We start from the raw sequence: 25,336 nt of genomic DNA on the forward strand, positions 1-25,336 counted from the left end.
GTTATTTGTCTGAGTAATTTGTCATTAGTTACCAAAAAACGGGATGAAAGCCCCTGGCTTTAGACATGGGGATGAAATCCAAGGCTGTTTCAACAGCCGTCAAAATTCATTATTGTATTCATTTGTGAAGCATAAAATGTCTGAAGAAATAATCTATGGCTGTCAACAAAATTTAATTAGCCCAGATAAAGAATTAGCTGCTGTTCTGGAGTTTATTTGTTCCGAGTCTAACAAGCTAACCAATTCTGGAATATACTACGCTAGACAATTATTCTTTAAAACCAAAAAGATTGTCGGCAAGTATGACTTAGAAGCTGAGTACAAAACTAATCCTCATTTCCAAGCTTTGTATTCCCAAGCAGCACAACAAATCCTCAGAAGTGTAGCAGAATCCTTTAAATCATTTAAGGAGTTGTCAAACAGGTTTAGAAGAGGAGAACTGAAGAACAAACCATTTCCTCCTAACTATCGTAAACCTAAAGGGTTAGCATTAGTAACATATCCTAAGCAGGCATTGAAGTTAATAGATGGATTGATTAGGATTCCATTAGGTAATACGGTTAAGAGATGGTTTAAGTTGGATAGTTTCACCTTAATAATGCCATCTAATCTAAAGTTTGAAGACATCAAGGAATTGAGAATACTTCCACGTAACCGATGTTTTTATGTAGAATTTGTCTATGAACAGAAATCTGTTGATCTGGTTAGCTTAGACTCCTCAAAGGTATTGGGCATAGACCACGGGGTAGGTAATTGGTTGACTTGTGTGTCTAATATAGGGACAAGTTTTATTGTTGACGGATTAAAACTTAAAAGCATTAATCAGTTCTACAACAAACAAATAGCTACTATCAAAGAGGGTCAGCCACAAGGTTTTTGGTCTAACAAGCTTGCTGCCATAACAGAAAAGCGTAATCGGCAGATGCGAGACGCAGTTAACAAAGTAGCTAGAATTGTGATCAACCACTGCTTAGTTAATAAGATTGGGACTGTTGTTTTTGGCTGGAACGAAGGTCAAAAAGATAGCAGCAATATGGGAAAAAACAACAATCAAAAGTTTGTTCAGATCCCGACAGCGAAATTGAAAGCTAGGATAGCTCAATTATGTGAGCAGTATGGAATTCAATTTGTAGAAACCGAAGAAAGCTACACTTCACAAACATCGTTTCTAGATAATGATGTGCTACCTAAGTTCGGTGAAAAACCTGATAGGTGGCACTCCAGTGGTCAGCGAGTTGTGCGTGGATTGTTCAAGACAGCAAAAAATCTTTTAATTAATGCTGATTGTAACGGTGCTGCAAATGTTGCACGTAAAGTAGCGGCGACTCTAGGCAAAGACCTAGCAGGAGTCAGTAGAGGCGCTTTGAGTACGCCTTTAAGGGTTCATTTTTGGACTCCTTAAGAATCCCCCGGATTTATCCGTGGGGAGTTTCAAGGGTAACTGGCAACTGACAACGAATAAATTATCAATGACAACTGACCCTTCTCCTAACGGAGATGCACTCACGTTCAGGTGACGTTCTGACTGACCCTCGTTCCTCTCTACCTTAAGTGCGAGACTCTAGGGCGACTGCAAGGCTCACAACCGACAAATAACAAAATCCACTAAATTCTATGCCAGATCCCCGAATCTCTGCTATCATATGTACTCACAATCGAGATACCTATTTAGGTGCAGCGATTGATAGCCTCTTAGGGCAGGATTTTGCGGCTGACTTTGAAGTTGTAGTAGTAGATAATGGGTCTAGCGATCGCACTGTCCAAGTTGTAGAAGAACGGACTCACAATCCCCGGCTGAAGTATGTATTTGAACCAATCATCGGTTTGTCTGTCGCTCGCAACACTGGCGCAAGGATCGCTAGTGGTGATATTCTCGCTTATTTAGATGATGATGCCGTCGCGAGCCCTGGCTGGCTTGATGTTTTGTATTCTGCTTATGAAAATAACCATAAATTAGCGATCGCTGGTGGCAAAGTCACCCTGTTATGGCCCCAAAATATTCAACCACCACGGTGGCTATCTCCCGGATTAGCCGGCAATTTAGGTGCATATGATTTAGGTAACAGCACTGTTTATATCGATAAACCAAATTTAACCCCCAGAGGCTTGAATTATTCCCTCCGCCGCCGCTTTCTCGAAGAAATTGGCGGTTTTGATCCCCATCTTGGCCGAGTGGGCAAAAACTTATTATCCAATGAAGAACTGCTAATGACAGAATTGGCTCTGCAAAAGGGTTGGCAAGTCGCTTATCTTCCCCAGGCTCTAGTTGCTCACAATGTCGCCCCAGAACGAGTCAATCGCTCTTGGTTTTTCCAGCGAGGCTGGTGGCAAGGTATTAGTGAATGCTATCGCGAACAACTTGCAGGTCTTGCCGGTATCGGTCAGTTACTGCGGGGTAGCGAACGTTTTGTACGTGGCTTGTATAAGGCAATACGATATTTCCCAGACCCAGCAGAACGCTTTGACAATCTTGTGTATGCCTATTGTCAGATTGGTTACTTAAATGCTGCTATTCAAGGGCTTCTATCTGCATCAAATAATAAATAATCCGCTAAATGTATGCCATTTAAATTACCAATTTCTGTATTAATTCCAGCCAAAAACGAAGAATTAAATTTATCTGCCTGTCTCACTAGTCTGCAAAGAGCAGATGAAATATTTCTAGTAGATTCTCAAAGTACCGACAAAAGTATTGAAATTGCTAAAACTTACGGCGTAAATATCGTACAGTTTAACTTTAATGGCCGATGGCCGAAAAAGAAAAATTGGTCTTTAGAAAACCTATCTTTCCGCAATGAATGGGTGCTAATTGTCGATTGTGATGAGCGCATTACACCCGAATTATGGGAAGAAATTGCCCAAGTCATTGACAATGAAGAATATGCAGGTTACTATCTCAACCGCCGTGTATTTTTCTTGGGAAAGTGGATTCGTCACGGTGGTAAATATCCTGATTGGAATTTGCGCTTGTTTAAACATAAACAAGGTCGCTACGAAAATCTCAATACCGAAGATATTCCCAACACTGGCGATAATGAAGTTCACGAACATGTTATCTTGCAGGGAAAAGTCGGTTATCTCAAAAACGATATGCTCCATGAGGATTTCCGCGACATTTACCACTGGTTAGAGCGGCATAATCGTTATTCCAACTGGGAAGCCCGTGTTTATTTCAATCTCCTAACAGGCAAAGACGACAGCGGCACCATTGGCGCAAATTTATTTGGTGATGCGGTACAACGTAAGCGCTTTTTGAAAAAAGTCTGGGTGCGCTTGCCATTTAAACCATTATTAAGGTTTATTTTATTTTACATTATTCGGCGCGGTTTTTTAGATGGCATAGCAGGATATATTTATGGCCGCCTGCTCAGTCAATATGAATATCAAATTGGAGTCAAATTGTACGAATTACGCAACTGTGGCGGTCAGCTAAATACTGCAAATCCCCCTAAATCTGCGCCCTCATCCCTAACTCAAGAAGTCGGACAAACTGCTAGTTAAAAGTTAGGAGTAATGAGTTAGGAGTAATGAGTAATGAGTAATGAGTAATGAGTAAGGAGTAAGGAGTAAGGAGTAAGGAGTAAGGAGTAATGAGTAATGAGTAATGAGTAATGAGTAATGAGCAAGGAGTTAGGAGTAAGGAGTTAGGAGTAATGAGTAAGGAGTAAGGAGTAATGAGTAAGGAGTAAGGAGTTAGGAGTAATGAGTAAGGAGTAATGAGTAAGGAGTAAGGAGTAAGGAGTAATGAGTAAGGAGTTAGGAGTTAGGAGTTAGGAGTAATGAGTTAGGAGTAATGAGTTAGGAATTAGGAGTTAGGAGTTTCAATGACAAATGACAAATGACAAATGACAAATAACAAATAACAAATGACAAATGACAAATGACAAATGACAAATAACAAATAACAAATGACAAATGACAAATGACAAATGACAAATGACAAATGACAAATGACAAACCTTTTGTAGATTTACGCAAGTACGACCAATCGTGGTTTGACCGAGGGCGTCCGAGTTGGTATGTTTTGTTTTGGTGGTTTGTACAGGCGATCGCCTTTCCTCTCACTCCGCAACCGTTAAATAATATACGCCGCGCTTTGTTGCGGTTGTTTGGCGCTCGTATTGGTAAAGGTGTATTAATTCGACCTACTGCCCGATTTACTTACCCCTGGAAGGTCAATATTGGCGATTATAGCTGGATTGGAGATGATGTAGTTTTATACAGCTTGGATAAAATTATCATCGGTGAACATTGCGTAATTTCCCATAAAAGCTTTCTATGCACAGGTAGCCATGATCTACATGACCCTGCCTTCGGGTTGAAAACAGCGAGTATTACCATTGGTAATGGCGCATGGGTAGCTGCAGACTGTTTCGTGGGACCAGGAGTGGAAATTGGGGCTAATACTGTAATTGGCGCTCGCAGTAGTGTTTTTAAAGATATGCCTTCTGGGCAAGTTTGTTTGGGAAGTCCCTGTACTCCTCGGTATGCGCGGCTGGGGGAATACGTAGAGATTGATCTGATTGCTCATGGCTAAAGTAGGGGATCTAGGCCTAGATCCCCTACAACGCTGGGTAATCTTTTAACCCATTGAAATCGGTTTACAGCCTTTTTCAGGTAAATAGACCAGGGGTTTGGGGCGCACGGCGTGCGCCCCTACGAATATCTGTGGTTATTGTCTGAAAAAGGCTGTAAAATATGGTAAATGCCTGTATTGTAATCGGTTATTAATGGATACTTACGATAGACGATGCCAGCTAGGTGCTTCTCGTCGTCGCCTTGAAGATGCTCTGGCTCTACATAACCAGAAACGTTGGACAGGTGCTATTTATCTTGGTGGTTACAGGTATTAGAGCAGAAAGCCCACCAATAACACCCTGAAAATCCCAAAAATTTTCAGGGTGTTATGTCCTTCAGGGGTGGGGACGGGCAGTTTCCTCAAGTCGGGAAACCCGCCCACGGAACTGCCCTCATGAATGCGTTCGCGGAGCGTCTGTCTCCGACACGCTACGCGTTCGAAGAGAAGCACCTTTAGGTGCAATCTTTTCTTTCTAGTGAACGTATCCACTCACGAACTAAGTCAGTCTTGGTTCGTTTTGTCTTTTCTACATACTTTTCTAAAATCATCATTTCATGGTAAGGCACTCGAATGCTTAATCTTATTTCTTTCATCATTGGGTTGCATATCTGAACACAGAGATGCTAACATATATTTATCGTCAAGAGGTCGTTCGCGGAGCGTGCCGTAGGCAAACGATGCTAGTCTTAGAAGCTAAGTTAAAGGGTAAGCAAAGTCAGTACAATTCAATAGATGAAGCTATTAGAACTGCTTTGTTTATCCGTAACAAAGCTCTAAGACATTGGATGGATAACAAAGATGTCGGCAAAAATGACCTTCAAAAACTTTGCGCTATCTTAGCCAAAGAATTTGATTTTGCCGATAAGCTTAACTCTATGGCTCGACAAGCGTCTGCTGATAGAGCATGGCTTGCAATTAAGCGTTTTTATGACAATTGCAAAGCCAAGAAACCAGGTAAAAAAGGATTCCCTAAATTTAAAAAGCGTGGTCATTCTGTTGAGTACAAAACATCAGGGTGGAAGCTTTCTACTGATAGAAAATACATCTCATTTAGTGACGGGTTTGATATTGGTAGACTCAAATTAGTTGGGACTCGTGACCTAGGCTTTTACTCTATAAAGCAGATTAAGCGAGTCAGAATAGTTAAACGTGCTGACGGATACTATTGTCAGTTTTGCGTTGATGTTGAGCGCAAAGAACAGCGTCAGCTTGTTGGGGAGCTAGTAGGAATAGATTTAGGTTTAGAGTTTTTCTACACTGATTCTGATGGTAAAACAGTTGAGAATCCTAGGTTACTGCGTAAGTCTGAAAAGTCTTTGAAACGCAAACAAAGAAAGGCTTCTAAATCTAAAAAAGGTTCATCTAATCGCCGCAAAGCTGTTAAGAAATTAGCTAAAAAGCACCTCAAGGTAAGTAGACAGCGTAAAGACTTTGTAGTTAAGACTGCGAGGGCGCTTGTCCAGTCTAGCGATTTGGTAGTCTATGAGGACTTGCAGGTGAAAAACATGGTTAAAAACCATCATTTAGCTAAATCTATCAGCGATGCATCATGGTCACTGTTCACTGATTGGGTGGACTACTACGGCAAAGTTTTTGATACTTGGGTAGTAGCAGTTGCACCCCACTACACCAGCCAAGATTGTGCTGTTTGTGGCACACGGGTTAAAAAATCATTGTCTACCCGTACCCACAAATGTCATTCTTGTGGAGCAATTTTTCACCGTGACCACAATGCAGCGATTATGATTTTGAACAAAGGGCTTGAGCGTACCGTCGGGCGGACGGAATCCAAAGCTTGTGGACAGAACGACCTCTATCTAGGTGGGGAAACTCCTCTAGGTAAGTCGGCTGAGTGAAGCAAGAATCCCACCCCTTCAAGGGGTGGGAGCGTCAAGCAATTGAATGCTCTTTAAAGTCTCTTATTTGTTATGAACACAATAAAGATAACTGGCTCTTGCGTGTATAGCGTGCTTAATTATTAATGAAAGTCGATTAAATTGCTTTAATAACAAGGCTTATAGGCGTTTATAATTTGATTTTTAGTAACAGTAGCTCAAATACAAAAAATAATGGCTTTTATCGGAGCCAGGCAAGGGTTTCAAACTTATTTTTTAACAAATTCAGCACGCTAAGTACGCAAGAACCAAGAAAACATCCCTAATATTGCTGATTGTATCCGCCAGATAAATTTGCAAACTCGCGGCGAACTTTTTTTAGTACCAGTAGGAGAGTATGACGAAAATTATATTCATCGACTTGCTGACCTAGATATGCGGTCTTTCTATCGGCGACAAAATAATCCAGTTGAGCAATTAATTGAGGATATTAAAGAACAACTAGATCCTGATGTAATTTTAATTGATGCCCGTCCTGGATTTAATGATGTAGGTGCGATCGCACTGTTCGATTTAGCTGATACTGCCATAATTTGTTTTTCGCCAACTGAGCAGAGCTTTGAGGGATTGCGTTGGGTTGTGCAAGCAGCTCGTAAACAACAAAATTATCAGGGTAAGCCAGATGTGCGATTTCTATTAACACCAGTGCCAGCAGTTGCAGCAGAACAGCACCAAATTTGGATCAATAAAGTCGAAGATTGGATTGTAGACAACTGGGGTTTACCTAATGAAACAACAGTTGGACAGCTTTATCATGAAGTTCTGTACAATGCGAATATCACAACTTTGTCTAGTTTAGTCAATGATGTACCCAGGAGTTTAATAGATGTTTATTTACCTCTGGCTGATACCATTGATGCTAGTTTGCCAGATCTTAAACCTAACATAGTAACTAAAATTGTTGAGAATCGGAGAAATATTCTTAATGAATTACGTTTTGAGGCAGCAACTGCACAAGAACTAGAACTAGATAATATTCCGAATATCTTTGAGAGGACAGAGGATTTTCCTAAATTTTTAAGTAATAAAATTTGGCTAATTCGTGGTGCTAAGGGAACTGGGAAAAGTCTTTTATTTAGACTGTTTGTAGAAACGCCAAATGAAGCCAAGGTATTAGCTCAAACTGATTTCAATTTAAATAATATTAGTTTTATTCCAGCCCACGGTCAGCCTAGAGTATCAAAAACGATTTTAGAAAGTGTTGACCTATATAGCTATGAACAGCAAGTTGGTGACAATGACTGGCAATTTTTTTGGCTCAATTATGGTCTTTTACAACTGTGCAATACTCAGCCGGAATTACGTTTATTGACGGGTTTAGATGAAAAATTAGTTAGATTGAGCGCCCAAGAAAACCCTGCTCATGCTGGGATTATTTCATGGTTGGTAGAGCGATCGCAATCTCCCCAAGCGCGACCACAAGCGGCTGACGAGTTGCGTATAATTGACCGATGGTTACAGCAGAATAATCAGGTGATCTGGCTACTTTACGATGAACTAGATGCTGGCTTTGGTTCTACTCAAGACGATTATAAGCGACGCCGAAGGGTAGTTGAAGGATTGCTGGCTTGGTGGTTGGAAAGCGGCACAAGTCTCAAGCAGATTGTACCCAAGATATTTTTACGCGAAGATATCTGGAATCAACTCAACTTTACTAATACAGGACATTATAGCGGACGCTCACTTCAATTGCGTTGGGAAGAAGCTGACCTTTGGCGACTGGTGCTTCGTCAAGCTCTAAAAAGTTCTCAGTTGCTGAAAAAATCTTTAGAACAAAAGTTGGGGGTTACTGTCGAACGACTCAATATAATGGGGACGGAGCAATTACGTCAAAGTCTCTATTCCCTATGGGGCGAAAGGATGGGAGGTGGTAAGAAAGCCTACAGTTATAACTGGGTTCGCACTCGGATTGCAGATGGTCAAAAGAATTGTTTCCCACGTAGTTTAATATTACTGTTAGAAGAGGCTGTTAAACTTGAGAAAGAATTTTCTACAGAATACAGTTCCAGTTCACAGGTAACTTTGCGTCCAAAAGCGTTAATCAATGCTTTTCCCCATGTTTCCCAGCAGCGTGTGGCTGAGGTACGTAATGAATACCCTGAATTAGAAAATTTTCTAGAGAAACTACAGGGCGAAAGATCTCCTATCGATGAGAACCTCCTCCGGGAAATATGGAATGTCGAAGATGGCGAATTAGCCCGTCTCATCAAGGAGATGGTTGAAGCGGGTATTCTAACAGAGCGTTCTCGCCCCAAAGACCCACCCCCTCGTATCTACGCGGTTGCTGAGTTGTATCTATATGGACTAAATATGGTTCGCAAGGGACAGCGATAGGAAAATATTTTCGGTGAGATGGGGATAAATCACCCCAGTTCCCCTTCACCTGCTTGTCTACTGTTTTGCTGAGAGAATCGGTTGCTTCCCTACATCATCAAGGCGAATACTTGAGAGCAAATTCTGCCACTTTGTCTGAAGTTGCTGATCCTGAAGATTTTTTTGACGCAGTTGTGCGAGTGTTGTGAGTGCATCATACCAGATGCCGTTGTGGGCATAGATGACAAACTGCTGTAGCGGCTGTGCTATTTGTAGCTTTTGGGTGATTGTTGGGTTTAGCTCCACTCGTTGGATCACGCCTTCTACGTAAATTGGGGGCGATTGCTTTTCTGGATCGCAGTAAATGCTGAAAAACCAGCGGTATCTTTTATTTAGCGCCAATGGGGGAACAGTCGCAGGTAGGGTAACGCCAACAACTCCCGGCCGATCCTGTAGGCTGATAGCTTGCTCGTAGATAGGGTTTGAGTCTGAATCTTGGAGGACAAATTCAGCTGGCAAAGTAGCATTTTTGACTGACGGCAGATAAAACCAAAAAGTTGGATGTGTGACTGTGGTCAATCCCCAGACATTAGTCACCGAGTTCTTTTCCTGGGTAAAGGGCGCTAAAGCTGTGAGTTGAGAGGTGATGAGTTGACATAAACCACGTTTGGCTCCACCACGGACGCGACCTCCAGGAGCGGGATCTGGTGGCGGTGAGGGAGGATTAAAGTTTACGGGTTGGGCTAGAATTGCTGTGGTCGTGGGTAATGAGTCTGGTATTGCGTGGAGCGAGGTGGAGCTAGCGAGTAAAGTACCAAAACCAAGAGCTATTGTTAACAATAGTTGTTGCGATTGTGAAATATACTTCATTTCAAATATCCTCTGAATTGGTAAACAGTGGTTAATTTTGTTAATTTTAAATTTGGGATTTTAAATTTTTAATTGAGGTTACACCAACGGTTCCCAGCAACGATAAAGTAGACGGGACAAATGGTACCCAAGCTCCCGAAATTAACAAACCAAAACAGAATAAATACAAGACGCCAGAGGTAACACTAATTGCCAATATCAATCTCAAAAGCGAAGACAACCGCCAAGCCAGCACTCCCCCTACCAAAGACCAGCTCCAAATCCAGAGGAGTTCCCACCACCCAGACCAAACCCGCAGTAAGGGACGCCCATCTAATACAGCACTGAGGATTTGGCTGACCATATGTGCGTGGAGCAGCACTCCTGGCATTTGATTGTCTAAATTAGTTCCATAGGGCGTATCCCAGTAATCGGGGAAATCTCCCTTTGCGGTCACGCCAACGAGGACAATCTTATCTTTGATCGCGCTTTTGTCAATCTGATTAGATAAAAACTCCGTTAGCGTCAACTGTTGGGCAATCTTTTTCGTGGAACGGTAGTTGAGTAAGATTTGACCACCATTAGCATCGATACCCTGATAGCCACTAGCGCGAGACGAAAGGCGATGAAATACAGTATTGCCCAGTTGCAAATTCTTTTGAGCAGTGAACTTTGGTTCAATTCCTAAAGGCAGCAGATAGCGGAATGCCACTTGCATGTTGAGTGCATGGGGTGTATAACATAAGGATGCTGCCTCCTGGGTCATGAACATCAGATGGCGTCGCACAACACTATCAGAATCGTGGATAAAGTCACTGAAACCTAGGCGTTTTTTGGGGATTTCTGGTGGGGGTGCAACACCTTTGGTATTTTCGATAGTATCACTTCCCTTGCATACACCAATCAAGTTATCAGTCTTCTGGAGACGGGAGATTAAATCTGGCGGTTCGGCTGGAAAATCACGGTAGATATCTAAGCCGATAGACCGGGGTTGATACTGCTCTAATTTTGTCAGCAGTGCTTTGAGAGATTTATCAGAAACTGAAGCACCTTTTAACACCTCGCCTTTTTGGCGTTGAAATGCGAGGTCATTATCGTCAATTGTGATCATCACCAGGCGTGGATCTGGTCCTTCGTCAGGACGCGATCGCATCATTTGGTCAAAGGCTTGAAATTCTGTACTTTGTAGCAGTCCCAAAAATCTGAATCCACAGACTACGGCCGTCACCACCAGACTAGAGAACAACGCTACCTTAAATTCGCAGCGGGGAGACACAGGTAAATTTTCCGTCTCTGGTTCCTTGGTATAAATTAACTCTTCCCAAGTTGGTGGGATCTGCGCCAAATTTTGGCAAATCACTGGTAACCAAGTTGCACAGGGAAATCTATGCTCAAGTCCTTGTAACCGCTCCCGTGCTTCCCGTACTGAGGTATATAAAGTTTGACCACCAGCAAAGCCCGTGAGAAAATACTTCAAAAACTCCTGAGCCACCAGGTCTGGGACAGGTTCGCGCATGATGATCATCTGGGGGATGTGCAAATCAGCCAGTTCTCGCGCCAGTCCCAAGCCATCACAGGAGTTGAAAATTGCCAGTTGTAAGCCCTGTTCAATGGCTTTTTTGAGGGCGTACTTTAACTCACTGATGGTGAAGCTATCAGTCTGATTCAGATAAATTCGCCCACTTTGATCATTCTCGTGACTAGAACTGTGTCCGGCGAAGAACAGAATATCCCAGTCTTTCCCCCACAGATGGTCAGTTAATTCCTGACGTTGTGGTTCTACCAAAAAACTGACATCCGCATTCTGGCAATTTTGCAGTAGATCTAAGTCCGCCTGGGTGTCAATCCCCTGACTATTACCTACTATTGCCAAAATATTCACTTTTTTTTTGGGAGTAGGTGGCTGATGAACGCGATCGTAGGTCGGCGAAGACAAAGCAATTTCTGCCTTCGGGTAGCGTTCTAGTAAGTCCCAAAGATGCCAAGGTAATCGCTGCAATTCACTATTTTCTGCTTGCAAAATCACCCGCACTTCGTCCGTGGGCAATAATCTCTCCAGCCATTTCTCTCGCAGGGGGCGAAACTCCTCTGCTCGCAGCCAGGTATTGAAACGTGCCCGCAAAATATGCGAGGTGTTGTGACAGTCTTGAGTCATAGACACATTTGTCACCTGCACATGGTCAGCATCCAAGCGATAACTTGTTCCCAACCGTCGATAATTAGATCGCCAGTGGCTATAGTACAAAGGCATTTCCGGACACGGAGGTAGCTTTCCCGTGATTTCTGTTGTGGGGCGATCGCCTTCTTCACCTATCTGTAAGGTAACAGCATAGCCTTCCTCAAAACTACCGACAGCGAATTTCAGCACTACTAACTTACCCATGACCATCACTATGCTCCAATTCAAAATTCAAAAAAATCCAGATGGAATTTTGCATTCTGAATTTTTGTTTCCCTCTGACTTTAAATATCCCTAATTACCCATACTAAGACAGCCAGAAAATCACTGCTTGATTTAAATCACAAACTGTTCTGTAATACTAATATCATTCAATGCCACCCTGACGCTAAAACGCTCCTTGGTCTCACCCCGAAACTGTAATTGAACATAGTTATCTGCACTTCTGGCTTGGGCGTCGAGAAATACTGCTCCTGATTCATCTAAAACTGTGAGTTGTAGTCCTTGGGGTAAGTATATTTGCTTACCTGTGGGATGTAACTGCAAGCGAATACTGGTTTTTTGGTCAACTTCGGGGGTGATTTCCACAATCAACATCATGGGTTGGTTGTCGATTTTGATACCCAAATCCAGCAATTTTGCCCGTCTGGTGCCTGCTTCTACCTGGTTGGGAGCTTGTTCGTCAGAAGTATCTCCACGACGGAACGCATAAGCTGGTCTGAGTTCTTGATAGTTCCATAAAGATTCAATAGTTTCCCAACCTGATTCAAATATACCAGCAAACCACTGACTTAAATTCACCCCAAGTTTAACTGGAGATTGCCGCAATTGTCCCAGATATTCGATGAATGCTTCTGGAGGTTGCAGTTGACTCAAAGGCAATTCTTCAGTGGCGACACTGGGAATAAAACCCAGTAGCTTTGCTTCTTTGAGGGATTCATCGATTTGCACTACCACATAACCTATCCGTTCTTCCCAAGTTTCTGGGGGAACGGAACAGATATGATCGGTCAGTTGTACTGGGCGACATTCCAGACGACCAACTCCGCTGATCTCCAAATCCGCTACGTCTGCACAGAGGCGCATCACAGGGTTCCAACTGTCACTAGCTTGCAGGTCGGTCGGAATATCCATCATTTGTAAATACTCATTCACCACCCACACAGCTATTGTATTTAGCCGGACTTGCTCTGCCTTTTTTGGAGTAGCTTGCTGGTTGGCAAATTGTTGAGATTTTCTGTACGCTGCTTGGGCGATGGGCAACGGCACAGCGTAATCTTCTAGCCTATAGGTGGTGTTAGTCATGGTTCAGTTCCCCGTGTTCAATGCTGCTTGCTATATATATATCGGCCTTATTCACTAAATTTATGCCATATTTATATTTATGGCACAATTTGTGGAACAATTTTTGGCACAAAATATGCATTAGGGTCAGCGCCAATCAACGAAGAGGCAGGGGGCAGGGGGCAGGGCAATACTGCGTAGGATTTGCAGGGGAGGCAGGGGAGGCAGGGGAGGCAGGGGAGGCAGGGGAGGCAGGGGAGAAATGGAGGCAAAACTCCTCCCCTGCCTCCATTTCTCCCCCTGCTCCCCCTGCTTGCCTCAACCAAGAAATTCCAAAACCTACGCAGTATTGATGCCCAATGCCCAATGCCCCAAGTCGGCGGCGAGCAACCTCGACCACCCACAAGGGGATGGAGTTTCCCGCCGACTTCCAATCAAAGCCAATTGCCAATCAAAACATAGGCAGACCAAAAGCTGGGTGAGTTGTAGTTAGGATGCTGCAGTAGTTGAAGTTGGGCATGGCGGAGAGCTTCGGCTTTGGTAATTTTGCGGCCTTTGAGTTCTTGATAAAAGGCACCAACAAACAGTGCTGTTGATTCGTCATCTATCTGCCACAGGGAGGCTAGGGTACTGCGTGCGCCGGCGCGGACTGCGGCTCCAGCTAGACCGAGGGCTGCACGATTGTCTCCGGCGGCTGTTTGGCAAGCACTCAAAACTAATAGTTCCACTGCTTGTGGTTTGGTTCGATCGCGACTGCGGAGCAGAGTATCGAATTGGGTGACATTGATTGGACCATCGGCTGCTAAAATGAAGGTCTTATCAGCACGAGAACTAAACTGACCGTGGGTTGCTAGATGCACGACGTTGAATGGAGTGGTATTAACTTCTTTCTCCAGTGCTTGGCGGGTGAATTGCTGATCTAGAAGACTGGTGGTTAATACTCCGGCTTGGGCAATCAGGTTAACCTCCGATTTGATCGCAGGTAACCGTGTCAAGTCGCTGAACTCTGGCGGGGGATCAGTTAACCCGGCTGTTAAGGCTCTGAGTTGTTGTTGTACTAGGGGTTTGGGGTCAAGCAGTTGCAGACCGACGCTGAGGGCGATCGCATATTTTTCCACTAAGTATTGCTTGCCGTCGTAGAGAGAAGCCATTGGTAAATTGCGTAATGCGCCATCCAGCACAAACACTAGGGTATTGACGCGACTCGCTGCCAATTTTGATTCTATTGGTTTTATTAGCCAGTTGTAAACTTGTTGCGACTGGATTTTGATGGCTTTAGTCGCCGCCGGATTCACGAGATTTTTTCGTAATTCTGTGAGGATTTTGTCTACTTCTGTTTGGGGAATTTGAGTACTGTAATGCTGCAGGGGTTGGTTGGGAATTTTGACAATTACCTGGATCTGTTCCGGGAGAATAATTGGGTAAAAGATGGCAGCGGTGGGATTATCTTGATCGACCATTTTATCCAAAGAGACATTCTGACCTTGCAAGCAAGCTTCTCGGAAGAAATTATCTAATTCTGCCAACTGCAAAGCTTCAATCCGTTGGCGGATTTTATCTAAAGTTTTTTCATTCGGTTGGCCTTTTTGAGATTGCAGCAATAACTCTACTGATTGCCGATATATAGGTTCAACCGTGTCTCGGAAGTTGAATTGCACATCCTGATTGATTGCTACCAAGTCACTGCGGAGAGAGTGGAGAATATCCACGGCTGCATCATAAGCGGCGATCGCTCCTGTAATATTTTTTTGCTCCCACAACAACCTACCTAACTGCCAATCTAAACGATAGGCTATTTCTGGCGCATTGCTGGGTTGCGCCAAAATTAATGCTTGTTCGGTGAGGTTTTGTGCCTCTGACCACTGTTTTGTTTGAGCATATAAACCGCCCAAACTCCCTAGTGCATAAGCTTCGGCTCGCTGATCGCCTAAATCGCGGGATTGCTGGATCGCATTGGTGAGCATCAGTGCTGAGTTAGGAATGGGGAGTGCGGAGTCAGAAATTAGGAGTGAGGAGTTCGCTGTGAGGAAGGCTGAGTTCTTGATGCGACCGAGGAAGTCAGAATTTTCAGCATTCTGGATTTTCATCAGGGTTTGGGCAAAGTTAATCTGGGCGTAGATACTAGCACGACTGGGGGGAAGTTGCTTGACTTGTGATTCAATTAATGGTATATATATTTGCGCTTCTGCCAATTTTTGCTCTTGGATGAGTAGGCGCAGGTAATTGAGTTGTGCCTGGACTTTGGTTAGAGGCGAAGGGGATACTTGGACTGTTTGTTGATAATAGGCGATCGCCTGTGATTTTTGCTGCTGTGCCTGGGCATTATTCCCCAGGCTAAAAAGACTTGCCCCCATATCTACTTTAGATTGGAGATTTTGAGCAATTACAAGACTTTGCTCTAAGGCAGTGCGGGACATTTGCAGATCGCCTACTACTAAAAGAGTATCCCCAAGCGATCGCAATCCTACTGCTTTTGTGATCGAGTCTGGTTGTAATTGTAATTTCTGATTCACTTCATCTAGTATTTTTACCGCTTGACGATAAGCACCTTTAGTGCGCCATGCCTGTGCTTGGTTGATCAGCGATCGCACCACACCGCTATGATTTTCTAGTTTGGTATAAATTTCTGCTGTCTGCTGCCAAGTTGTTAAAGCTGCTTCTGGCTGTCCCATTGCCAGTTGTAGGCGACCTTGAATATCCAGGGATTGGGCAAATATTTGCAGATTTTGCCCGTTTTGTGCCTCTTTTAGTAAATTTAAGCTTTGTGTAATTGCCTGCTTGGCCTGTGTCCATGCACCGAGTTGCTGGTAAGCTAGGGAAAGATTGCTCAAGGTGGCAGCTAGTTTCAGGCGATCGCTCTGCTGCTGGACTGCTTGCTGTAAGACCTGCACCGCTTCGGCAAACCTACCGCTGTCGTACAGTGCTTTACCCTGTTGCACCAGAGAAGCCGGATCAGTTAAAGTGCTAGCAGCAGTAATTTGATTAATTGTAATTGTTGGCAATTTTGCCAGTGCAGGTGAGCCGAGGATGCACAGCAAAGTTATGAGGAAGTAAAGAGGCAACCAGAAAGAATGCCGTAATTTCACAGCATTCACTGCTACTTTTTTATTCCCTAGTTTATCAGCCATGCCCCATATCCGATACCCACGAATATGATTTATTTTATGTCTCATACTTAATCTTCTAAATACCCTTGTTCTTCAGCGAATTTACGTAAACGAGGGAGACATTGACGTTTATAAAAACTGCTTAACGTACCAATTGACAGCCCGAACTCTTCAGACAATTCTTTCCAACTAACTTCTGGGGGAAGGCGTCTGATAATTAACACCTGACAATTCACCTCTGGACGCCCTTTAATATAAGTACCCCTCAGTTCTCCTTCAGGGTCTGTCTGGGCCCATAAGCTGACATTTTCCAGAATAGGGGGAGTTTCAGCGGTAGCAGGTAGGGTATCAAGAGGGTCAAGGATTTCACTAGTTTCACCGGAACCAGACTGGTGTATCCTCAGTGGGACTTTTATCGCTTGTTCTCGGCGCTGATTCAGGTAAAAGTCTTGTAATCTGCGTTTTAGGTAAGCATTTAGCCAAGTAATGACAGTTCCATAATTTGAGTCATAGATTTGACCTGTTGTACCTTCACAAATATTGCGACAGAAATACAACCAAGTTTGTTGTAGAGCGTCCTGATAGTAGGGGGTACTTTCCCGCCAAAGTCTATGTGCAATTAAGCGAATAATTTGCGTAAGCAGCTTCTGACGCTGTGGACTTCCGGGTGGGTTTTGACAAGCTTGAGTAACTAAACGGCGCAGATGTTCATCCAAGTCAACCATAGCCATCTGGGTGAGGAAAGCAAGAATATATTAAGTATTGCGTAGCAAAAAAAATAGTGTATAGAATTACCTTTGTTGGTAACACGGTCTTTTGTCTTATACATTTTATCTGTTATTAGGAACTTCCACACAAGCAAAACCGTTACATAAAACCTATTCATAACTACTCACAAATAGACAAATCTACTCATGTTATGTAGTTTGATGCTTACTTCCTGATACCCTCCGGGAACGCTAAGAGCGAACATTCTGGCAACGTCGGCGTTAACCCTTGATCAGAAGCAGGGAGCAAGGATCTCTTAGCAGGGAAAAGGTACAAACCGAACTACGTCCCGAAGTCGTAGGGGCGGGTGAGCGCGATATCCTCGTTAATAGTTGATGATCTTTATGAACCCTTCCCTGATGCGGAGCTTTTAGCCTCGTGGACAGAGCTTTTAGCCCAATAAATACAGTTCAGTTAAGGAAAATTGTCGTAGGGGCACGGCACGAATAAAATTGTCATTAGAAGAAAAGATTTTGGATGCCGTGCCCCTACACTGTATACCATTTGAGTCTAACTGAACTGTATTGGCTTTTAACCTCGTGAGCGGAGCTTTTAGCCTCGTGGACGGAGCTTTTAGCCTCGTGAGCGGAGCTTTTAGCCTCGTGGACGGAGCTTTTAGCCTCGTGGACGGAGCTTTTAGCCTCGTGAGCGGAGCTTTTAGCCTCGTGGACGGAGCTTTTAGCCTCGTGGACGGAGCTTTTAGCCTCGTGAGCGGAGCTTTTAGCCTCGTGAGCGGAGCTTTTAGCCTCGTGAGCGGAGCTTTTAGCCTCGTGAGCGGAGCTTTTAGCTTCGTGAGCGGAGCTTTTAGCCTCGTGAGCGGAGCTTTTAGCCTCGTGAGCGGAGCTTTTAGCTTCGTGAGCGGAGCTTTTAGCCTCGTGGACGGAGCTTTTAGCTTCATTAATGGAGTTCAGAGCTTCATTAATGAAGTTCCAAGTCTCTTGACACACTCCCTGATCTGAAAGTTCAGGGATTCTGGATTTAAACAGCAATAGCAGGCATAGCCCGTCTTACATCACTGAGCAACGACAGACAATGCCCTGCCTGTTGCCACTATTTTACCAAAAAGCCGTCCTAGAAGAACGGCGGCTCTAGACCCAAACTTTCGGTAAGCGGAGTAATCTCCTTAACTGAACCGTATTGCGCTATAATCCGATCCAAGCAATGAAATTTTCCCACCAGGAATTAGTCAGATGACCGACAGTCAAGTTCATTTTTTGGCGAATATCTTGAATGTTCCAGTTAGTGAGCTTGGCTAGGGTTTGCGCCTCTTGTTCAAAACGCTGGGACAAAGACCGCTTGTATTGTTTACCGGCTTCACACTTGATTTCGCCCCTGAATGGATGTTGCAAAATGTAACGCCCTTGGAAAGATTCGCGGTTGGATGTTGTTTGAAACATGGGGTCTTCAGGAAACTTGTTCCGGGTGTAGCGGACATGTAGACGGGTGATGAAGACATTACTGCTGAAAACGCGAGGACGAAAACCAGGAGATACTGGTACATTACTTTCAGAATTATTCTCTAGCCAGAACACACCTGCTTGCTTCAATTCCTCTGGCGTCAGAGGTTCAGCAGAACAGGGGTCACAACTACCCATATCCCATGCATATTCTAGAAATGCTACCTTTTTATCTTCTCTGGTGTAGCTAGTTTGAAACGTGGACTTGTAGAAATCGCCAAATTCATTTTTGACAAAGATGGGAATATTAACATTAGAGGGGATTTTAACTGTTCGGTAGTTAGTGATTTCTGCCTGTCCTTTGGGTGATAGGATATAAACAATCAAATCCTGCTCAGTCGTGGCATTAATCATACCTAACCGAATTGGCAGCATGAACTTAGGTGATTGGTAAGCAATTTGCAACGGACGCAGTAATTTATAGCCAGATTCCTCAAATTTATCTAAGTTGACTTTAGCAACGAAGAATTTCATTGAAGAACGGATGTAAGGCTTGAGCAAATCTTTCGCGCCTCTGGGGATTTTATAGCCATTGCGGTTCAGCCAGGTTTCCAGTCCGCCAGATTCTTTCGCACTCAAAATCACAATATCGTATTCACCAACATTGAAACGCGCCTCAACAGTCACACCCAAACTGCGATTGCTTGTCGAATTCTCAAGTTGATTTACTCTAGCACTAGGTGCTGGTAGAACTCGATTATACGGATAAATTGGGGCACATGGATCAGAATCGAAATATTCCACCAATCGCGGCGCACTAAAAGCATCCAAACGCTCGATAATCTTAGGTTCAGCAACGTGAACTTGCTCTTTTTGCAGCACCGTGGGTACTGGGATGACGATAGCAAAATCTTTGACTTCGCCCTGAAAATCATTAGCCATTGTCAAAACAGTGCGATCGCCATCCCGCGCAATCACCACCTGAGAAGCTTGGTTATACAGCTTTGTATCCGCTTTAGCAACATAAAATCCACAAAACGCCCAAGCTGCAGGTGTAAAACACAGCAGCGCTACAAATACAAATAATAATGAAATTAAGAATCTAAAAGGCTTCATTTATTAATAATGACGTGAAGTTCAGATAAATATTGTACGCAGCTTACTTGACTTGTGGCATCACGCACCATTCTTTTCTTTACTGAAGCGATGATGTACCTGAACCGGAATCGTTTACAGCTATGCCTAGCCTCCCCACTCCCTTACTCCCGATCTATGGCACAATGAAAGACGGTGATAAGAAAATATTGATAAGGTAATTTAGTGAGTCCAACTGCTCAAACCACAGCTAGTGCGCGACGTGTGGTATTTCCGTTTACAGCAATTGTGGGTCAGGAAGAAATGAAACTGGCGCTGCTGTTGAACGTGATTGACCCGAAAATTGGTGGTGTAATGATCATGGGCGATCGCGGTACCGGTAAGTCCACAACTATCCGGGCCTTGGCCGATCTTTTACCAGAAATTTCGGTCGTTGCTAATGACCCCTTCAACAGCGACCCCACAGACCCCGATTTGATGAGTGATGAAGTCCGCCAATTGCTAATACAAGGGGCAGAAATTCCCGTAGACTTCAAAAAAGTCCAAATGGTAGACTTACCACTAGGCGCGACAGAAGACCGGGTTTGCGGCACTATCGACATCGAAAAGGCTTTATCTGAAGGTGTCAAAGCCTTTGAACCGGGATTGCTAGCCAAGGCTAATCGCGGTATCCTGTATGTAGATGAAGTCAACTTGCTAGATGACCACCTGGTAGACGTATTGCTCGACTCCGCCGCCAGTGGTTGGAACACTGTGGAACGGGAAGGTATTTCCATCCGTCACCCAGCGCGTTTCGTACTCGTCGGTTCTGGAAACCCCGAAGAAGGCGAACTTCGCCCCCAACTCCTCGACCGCTTTGGAATGCACGCCGAAATCCACACGGTCAAAGAACCAGTCTTACGGGTGCAAATCGTCGAACAACGGGCAGAATTTGACCAAAATCCCCTAGCATACGTCGAAAAGTGCAAACCTGAACAAGAAGCACTACAGCAGCAAATTGTCAATGCTCAAAAACTCTTACCACAAGTAAAAAGTGAGTATGACCTGCGGGTAAAAATTTCGGAAATCTGCTCAGAATTAGATGTAGATGGTTTACGGGGTGACATCGTGACCAACCGCGCCGCCAAAGCCTTAACTGCATTTGAAGGACGCACCGAAGTTACCATTGACGATATTCGCCGTGTCATTACCTTATGTCTGCGTCACCGCCTACGCAAAGACCCCTTAGAATCAATTGATTCTGGCTACAAAGTAGCAAAAGCCTTTGCGCGAGTCTTTGGCGTCGAACTACCAGAAGATAATGCACAAAAAAACGGCACCGGTCAAAAGGTGGGAGTTAGGAATTAGGAATTAGGAGTTTGGAGTTTGGAGTTTGGAGTTAAAAATTTTAAGTTTTGAGTTGTGGGTTTTGTAACTCATAACTCATAACTCCTAACTCTTAACTCCTAACTTATTACTCATTACTCATTACTCATTACTCATTACTCCTAACTCTTAACTCCTAACTAATTATGAGATTTTGGCAATTTTGGTTCAACAGCTTTATTTTATCTAGCCAATATAACCCACCCCGGTTTGTTGAGTTATTAATGCTCATGGTAGCGATCGCCATGCTAGGAGTTGCCACGATTTTACCCGAAAAACCTTATTTAATACTGGGTTTGAGCTTAGTAGTTGGCGCATCAATTTCTATCTTAGTACGGGAAGCGATCGCTCCCTCACCCCAGGTGCGAATCACCCAACTAACAGCATTATTATTGTTATTCATCAGCCTCTACGGTTTTGCTGACTTACTCCTAACTCCTAACTCCTAAATCCTAACTCCGCGCCGTCGAATGATGATCTTCTGGGGCGCAAGGCCTTCTGGGGCGCAAGGCCTTGCGCCCCTACCAGAATTGTTCTCACATGGCCGATACAATTGGTGTTACCTTTACCTCACCGGAACGGCGAAGTTGACAAGTTGACGAAGAGTTGCTTATTTTTTGTCAATTGCAAAACAGAAACGACCAACGACAGCTTGAGGATTACTATTGTTCATCACGTCAGTCGTTAAACTTTTTAACTCACCTAAAAACTGTGCCAAATTATAAGTTTTAGAACCATCTGTCAAGTTTGCGTCTGTGGAACTCCACTCATCCCACCATTGCTGCTCTTGTAAATCTTTAGCAACAGCATCTACTGTCAGTAAATAGATGTTTGAGCTTATTTCGCTAGGTTTTATTTTGACAGTGAAGGATAAACCCTGTTCTTCTTGATTTGCTGGGTCTTTGAGTTTAAAGTCAGTCAATGAAAACGCTTTTTCTAAAGAAGAATTATCTATCTGACTTTGAGGATTATCAATTTTCAATGATGAAATAATTGAAGTATCTTTAAACAGTAACGTATGTTTATATTTTTTGAAAGATACATCGTAATTGAGAGATATGTCATTTTTTTCTTTCTTGCCTATTTCTAACAACTCCAGACTCTCATTTTTATCTACTGCTAACTTACCGTTATTTAAAGACTGAGGTCTATTGATATCTAAATCGTTTGGTAGTTGTTTGGGTGCAGTTTTTTGAAAATGTGAGACTTCTTGGAGAAGATATTGGGGAGAAAAAATTACAGATTTACTATCTTCTGGTAATTTTTCTGTCAACTTACTAAAGTAGTTGTCGATATCTGAATATTTACCCAGAAAAATCACATAAAAAGGATGATATTTTTCGGACTGGTTTTTGCTGGTTGAATAGGGGAATTTTGGTGTAGTTACTTCTTCGGTATAGACTACACCGTTAAATTCACTTTTGACGGCAATAATTCCCACAGCATAGCCCTTTTCTTTTTGCTCGGCATTTAAGTAGTTTTTCTTGATCTCTTTGCTAACTTTTGTCACATCACTATTTTTTTGGTATAAATCAGTAAGTATTACTACTAGCCGATTATCCTGTGATTGGGGTGTAATGGCTTTTTCGATTTGGCTGACGGATAAAGCTGGGTAATTAGGGTTTGTGCCGTTATAAAAGCCGGGTGATTGGGCATCTTGCTTGAACTGTTCGCGGCTAATTTGCTGGGTGTTTGTTCCTAAGCGTTGGTATTCAACTTTTGAACTGCTGAGAGAAAATGTGCTGTCGAGTAATTCTAAGGTTTGGGCATAACGACTTTTGGTGTTAGTAGAGACATACCCCTCCATTGAAGGAGTACCATCTATGTAAATTGCGACTTCCAAATTTTGCGATATTGGCGCAGGGCTACTCAGATTGGGTAAATTGCAAGGAAAATCGGGTGTTTTTGGTGGTTTACAGGAAACAACCAATATTAAAGTTGCAAATACTACTAATAGCCAGTTAGGTTTACGCATTTTTTTTGAATAATTAATAGATAGGTGCAATTAAATTTTGATGCTGAAGGGGCGCAGGACTTACTCAGGTGTCACACTCAACATATCCAGGACTTACGCAACTGGCACATACAGCAGATTGCAGGTAAATGAGGTACAGATATTACAATGATTTTCAGGTAAATAGACCACGTGGTAGGGGCGCAAGGCCTTGCGCCCCTACAAGGATCTGTGGTTCAAATAAATGAAAATTGCTGTATGTCTTGGGTTACGAAGCTGGCTTCTGGTTACTTACTATAGATGCACCAAGCTTATTTTTATTGAGAGAAAAATTGAGGTAATACAACTTGCAACAAAATGACTATAACAAGTAATTTTTAAGATTGTAAAGTATACTGCTTAACTTGATAATGTGTTTTTTTTAGCCATAATAGTCATTATATAGTGTTTTAAATATTATTTCTAGAAAAGAAATAACGAATCAATCTGGTTATTTTTTTATTTCTATAAATAGAATTTAAAACCAACAATATCAAAATTAATTAAGGGGGATTAAATGAAGGCAGGCGAGATAATTAGGATTGTAATATTTGGCTTTGTGGGTTCTATCCTCATGTTCTTTGTCCAACCGTGGATGTATGATAATCGGATAATCCCCATTAAAGATGTTTCTGTTGGTGATTGGCTAAGTGATCATTACAGTCCTGGTGCTTGGGTAGTTTTTGGTGTTTCGATAATTGCAACTGTTATTTGGTATGTATTAGCAGCAAATGCAAAAGTCCTGACTGCTAGTGAGACTGATAGATGGCGAGTGATTTGGTTCGTATTATTATTATTGCCACTTATCAGCATTGGTTTAGGAATTTCAGTTTTTAACAATAGCAATGATGCTCTAGTTTCGTTGACTGGTTTTTATATTATTGATGCCATACTCATATTATATTGGTTGCCCACAGGAACCAGTTCTCCCAGTCTTTTAATGTATATTCCGCCAGGTGCGCGTCTACTACGTCGTATTGTAGGAGGTTAGAAATGACGCTTTATGTAATTGGAATTGGCGGTACAGGTTCTAAGTGTTTAGAGGCAATTACTCAACTAGCTGCTGTGGGTTTATTTTTTCAAGAACCAATAAAACTGTTATTCATCGATGCTGATGAAACTAATGGTAACTTAGAGCGTTCTAGAAGCAGTCTCAGCATTTACCAGAGAAATTTTAATCTCATGTCAGGGGATAAACAGCAGTATGCTTGGTTGAGAACCCCTTTAGAGTCTTATAATGTGTGGTCGCCCTTTGGGAATACTAGTGCTAACAAAAATCTCGGGGCATTTTTTAATTACAACAACCTGAAGCAAAAAAGTCAAGCTTTAGGTAATTTATTTGATGTTCTCTACTCTAAAGAAGAACGGGAAGCAAACTTAGATATCGGCTTTCGGGGTAGACCTGCAATTGGCTCCGGGGTGATGAGTCGCATCGATTTAGATAGTCTAAACGAAGAGCCTTGGAGTAGTATAATTGGACAAATTCAAGCCGATACAGGCGGTGGTAAGTCTGTAAAAGTATTCCTCTGCGGCTCAATTTTTGGGGGAACTGGAGCTTCTGGACTACCAACAATAGCGCGTTTGTTGGATAATAAGTTAAAAAAAGAAAATGTCCGGGAGAATGTAAAAATCGCCTGCTTGTTCTTATTACCCTACTTTGGTTTTACACCCAAAGCAGGGGAAAATAAAAATGAAGTCTATGCCCGTTCGGAACAATTTTTACTGAATACTGAAGGTGCTTTGCGTTATTACGTTAATCAGGCAGAGCAATTTGACACAGTATATTTGTTAGGAAACCAAAATCTTTCCCAGTTTAATTTCAGTATTGGCAAAAATACTCAACGCAACGCAACTCATTTTGTTGAATTTTACGCAGCCTTAGCAGCAAGGCATTTTTCCTCCTACAGTCCCAAACAACAGGAAAAAGTAGTATTAATTAGCCGCGAGAATAATAATAGTATCACCTGGGGCGACTTGCCAGAACAGGAATTGGTGCGAGCAGAATTAGTTAATGCTACTCGCTTTGTCTATGTTTGGTTAGGTAACATTGCTCCTGAACTGGCGGATGCGAGAAAAATGGGTGTCAGGAGATTCCAAGATGCTGCTCCCTGGTTTAGTAAATTTTTCAGTGCTGGGGGAGGAGGATTTTTTGGGAACCGGGATTTACCCGATTTTAATCAAGCAAGTCAACAAGAAGCAATTGAATCAATTACTGGATGGTGTCAAAATTATCTGAATTGGATTCTTGATATTCACCGTTGTGGTGGAGACGATATTAAGCTGTTTAACTATTCCGTTTTAGCGAAGTTAGACGGTCAACTGAGGGGAGAAGAGCTTTCGGATTTGGTCGTTGGGGATAATCGTGACAAAGGTAGTAAAGCTAGGGACACAGTACAAAACCTCAAAGCAAGATTGCTAGATGGAAATAACTTTACAGCACCTAATCAAGGTACAACAGGTTTAGCAAAGGCTTTGTATATCTTATGTAGGCTTTAAAAAGTAAATTGGTAAA

At 42.9% G+C, this 25,336-nt stretch carries 19 protein-coding genes; 11 read left to right on the forward strand and 8 right to left on the reverse strand.

Translation table 11 applies throughout. From position 1 onward, the window contains the following. Positions 1–136 precede the first annotated feature (136 nt). From HEQ19_21130 to HEQ19_21140, 3 genes are all read left to right on the forward strand, one after another. Positions 137–1,402, forward strand: coding sequence for a transposase (locus tag HEQ19_21130; GenBank protein WYM01631.1), 1,266 nt, complete (start codon positions 137–139; stop codon positions 1,400–1,402). 212 nt (positions 1,403–1,614) lie between these two features. Next, positions 1,615–2,547: a glycosyltransferase family 2 protein gene (locus HEQ19_21135; GenBank protein ID WYM01632.1), complete on the forward strand. Its 933-nt coding sequence runs from the start codon at positions 1,615–1,617 to the stop codon at positions 2,545–2,547. 12 nt (positions 2,548–2,559) lie between these two features. After that, entirely contained in the window at positions 2,560–3,501 is a 942-nt protein-coding gene (locus HEQ19_21140; protein ID WYM01633.1) for a glycosyltransferase family 2 protein, read from the forward strand. A gap of 320 nt (positions 3,502–3,821) precedes the next feature. Here the strand turns inward: HEQ19_21140 and HEQ19_31225 are convergent, their stop codons facing one another. Beyond that, positions 3,822–3,950, reverse strand: coding sequence for a hypothetical protein (locus HEQ19_31225; protein ID WZI66974.1), 129 nt, complete (start codon positions 3,948–3,950; stop codon positions 3,822–3,824). Here HEQ19_31225 and hpsU point away from each other — a divergent pair. From hpsU to HEQ19_21155, 4 genes are all read left to right on the forward strand, one after another. After that, a complete protein-coding gene (gene hpsU / locus HEQ19_21145) occupies positions 3,944–4,537 on the forward strand; it encodes a hormogonium polysaccharide biosynthesis acetyltransferase HpsU (GenBank protein WYM01634.1) in 594 nt (197 codons plus the stop codon). The genes HEQ19_31225 and hpsU overlap by 7 nt on opposite strands. Before the next feature lie 193 nt (positions 4,538–4,730). Continuing rightward, positions 4,731–4,853 carry a hypothetical protein gene (locus HEQ19_31230; GenBank protein WZI66975.1) on the forward strand — a complete coding sequence of 41 codons (123 nt, stop codon included), beginning with the start codon at positions 4,731–4,733 and terminating at the stop codon, positions 4,851–4,853. Between the two features lie 403 nt (positions 4,854–5,256). Continuing rightward, positions 5,257–6,435 (forward strand): transposase, encoded by a 1,179-nt coding sequence (locus HEQ19_21150; GenBank protein ID WYM03536.1) that lies wholly within the window; start codon positions 5,257–5,259, stop codon positions 6,433–6,435. 333 nt (positions 6,436–6,768) lie between these two features. Beyond that, positions 6,769–8,808, forward strand: coding sequence for a ParA family protein (locus tag HEQ19_21155; protein ID WZI66976.1), 2,040 nt, complete (start codon positions 6,769–6,771; stop codon positions 8,806–8,808). A gap of 57 nt (positions 8,809–8,865) precedes the next feature. Here the strand turns inward: HEQ19_21155 and HEQ19_21160 are convergent, their stop codons facing one another. From HEQ19_21160 to HEQ19_21190, 6 genes are all read right to left on the reverse strand, one after another. Beyond that, a complete protein-coding gene (locus HEQ19_21160; protein ID WYM01635.1) occupies positions 8,866–9,657 on the reverse strand; it encodes a DUF928 domain-containing protein in 792 nt (263 codons plus the stop codon). Between the two features lie 46 nt (positions 9,658–9,703). Further along, on the reverse strand, positions 9,704–12,019 hold the full coding sequence (locus HEQ19_21165; protein WYM03537.1) for a CHASE2 domain-containing protein: 2,316 nt from the start codon (positions 12,017–12,019) through the stop codon (positions 9,704–9,706). A 132-nt stretch (positions 12,020–12,151) separates the two neighbouring features. Continuing rightward, the gene (locus tag HEQ19_21170) at positions 12,152–13,120 is read right to left on the reverse strand and encodes a DUF1822 family protein (protein ID WYM01636.1); all 969 of its coding nucleotides are present in this window, start codon (positions 13,118–13,120) and stop codon (positions 12,152–12,154) included. Positions 13,121–13,533: 413 nt separating this feature from the next. Beyond that, entirely contained in the window at positions 13,534–16,227 is a 2,694-nt protein-coding gene (locus HEQ19_21175; GenBank protein ID WYM01637.1) for a CHAT domain-containing protein, read from the reverse strand. Positions 16,228–16,274: 47 nt separating this feature from the next. Beyond that, positions 16,275–16,931 carry a sigma-70 family RNA polymerase sigma factor gene (locus HEQ19_21180; protein ID WYM01638.1) on the reverse strand — a complete coding sequence of 219 codons (657 nt, stop codon included), beginning with the start codon at positions 16,929–16,931 and terminating at the stop codon, positions 16,275–16,277. 1,185 nt (positions 16,932–18,116) lie between these two features. Further along, on the reverse strand, positions 18,117–19,487 hold the full coding sequence (locus HEQ19_21190) for a DUF2330 domain-containing protein (GenBank protein ID WYM01640.1): 1,371 nt from the start codon (positions 19,485–19,487) through the stop codon (positions 18,117–18,119). A gap of 204 nt (positions 19,488–19,691) precedes the next feature. On the opposite strand from HEQ19_21190, the gene bchI reads away from it, so the two are divergent. Then, on the forward strand, positions 19,692–20,813 hold the full coding sequence (gene bchI, locus HEQ19_21195; GenBank protein WYM01641.1) for a magnesium chelatase ATPase subunit I: 1,122 nt from the start codon (positions 19,692–19,694) through the stop codon (positions 20,811–20,813). Between the two features lie 164 nt (positions 20,814–20,977). Next, positions 20,978–21,280 (forward strand): hypothetical protein, encoded by a 303-nt coding sequence (locus HEQ19_21200; GenBank protein WYM01642.1) that lies wholly within the window; start codon positions 20,978–20,980, stop codon positions 21,278–21,280. 161 nt (positions 21,281–21,441) lie between these two features. On the opposite strand, the gene HEQ19_21205 is transcribed toward HEQ19_21200, so the two are convergent. Continuing rightward, positions 21,442–22,806 carry a hypothetical protein gene (locus HEQ19_21205; GenBank protein ID WYM01643.1) on the reverse strand — a complete coding sequence of 455 codons (1,365 nt, stop codon included), beginning with the start codon at positions 22,804–22,806 and terminating at the stop codon, positions 21,442–21,444. 535 nt (positions 22,807–23,341) lie between these two features. Between HEQ19_21205 and HEQ19_21210 the strand changes: the two genes are divergently transcribed. Both HEQ19_21210 and HEQ19_21215 read left to right on the forward strand, forming a co-directional pair. Continuing rightward, positions 23,342–23,815: a hypothetical protein gene (locus HEQ19_21210; GenBank protein WYM01644.1), complete on the forward strand. Its 474-nt coding sequence runs from the start codon at positions 23,342–23,344 to the stop codon at positions 23,813–23,815. A gap of 2 nt (positions 23,816–23,817) precedes the next feature. Further along, complete coding sequence (locus tag HEQ19_21215; GenBank protein ID WYM01645.1) at positions 23,818–25,320, forward strand: tubulin-like doman-containing protein; 1,503 nt, start codon at positions 23,818–23,820, stop codon at positions 25,318–25,320. Positions 25,321–25,336: the final 16 nt, after the last annotated feature.

Source organism: Gloeotrichia echinulata CP02 (genome assembly GCA_038087035.1).
In the GTDB taxonomy this organism is placed as follows: Bacteria; Cyanobacteriota; Cyanobacteriia; order Cyanobacteriales; family Nostocaceae; genus Gloeotrichia; species Gloeotrichia echinulata.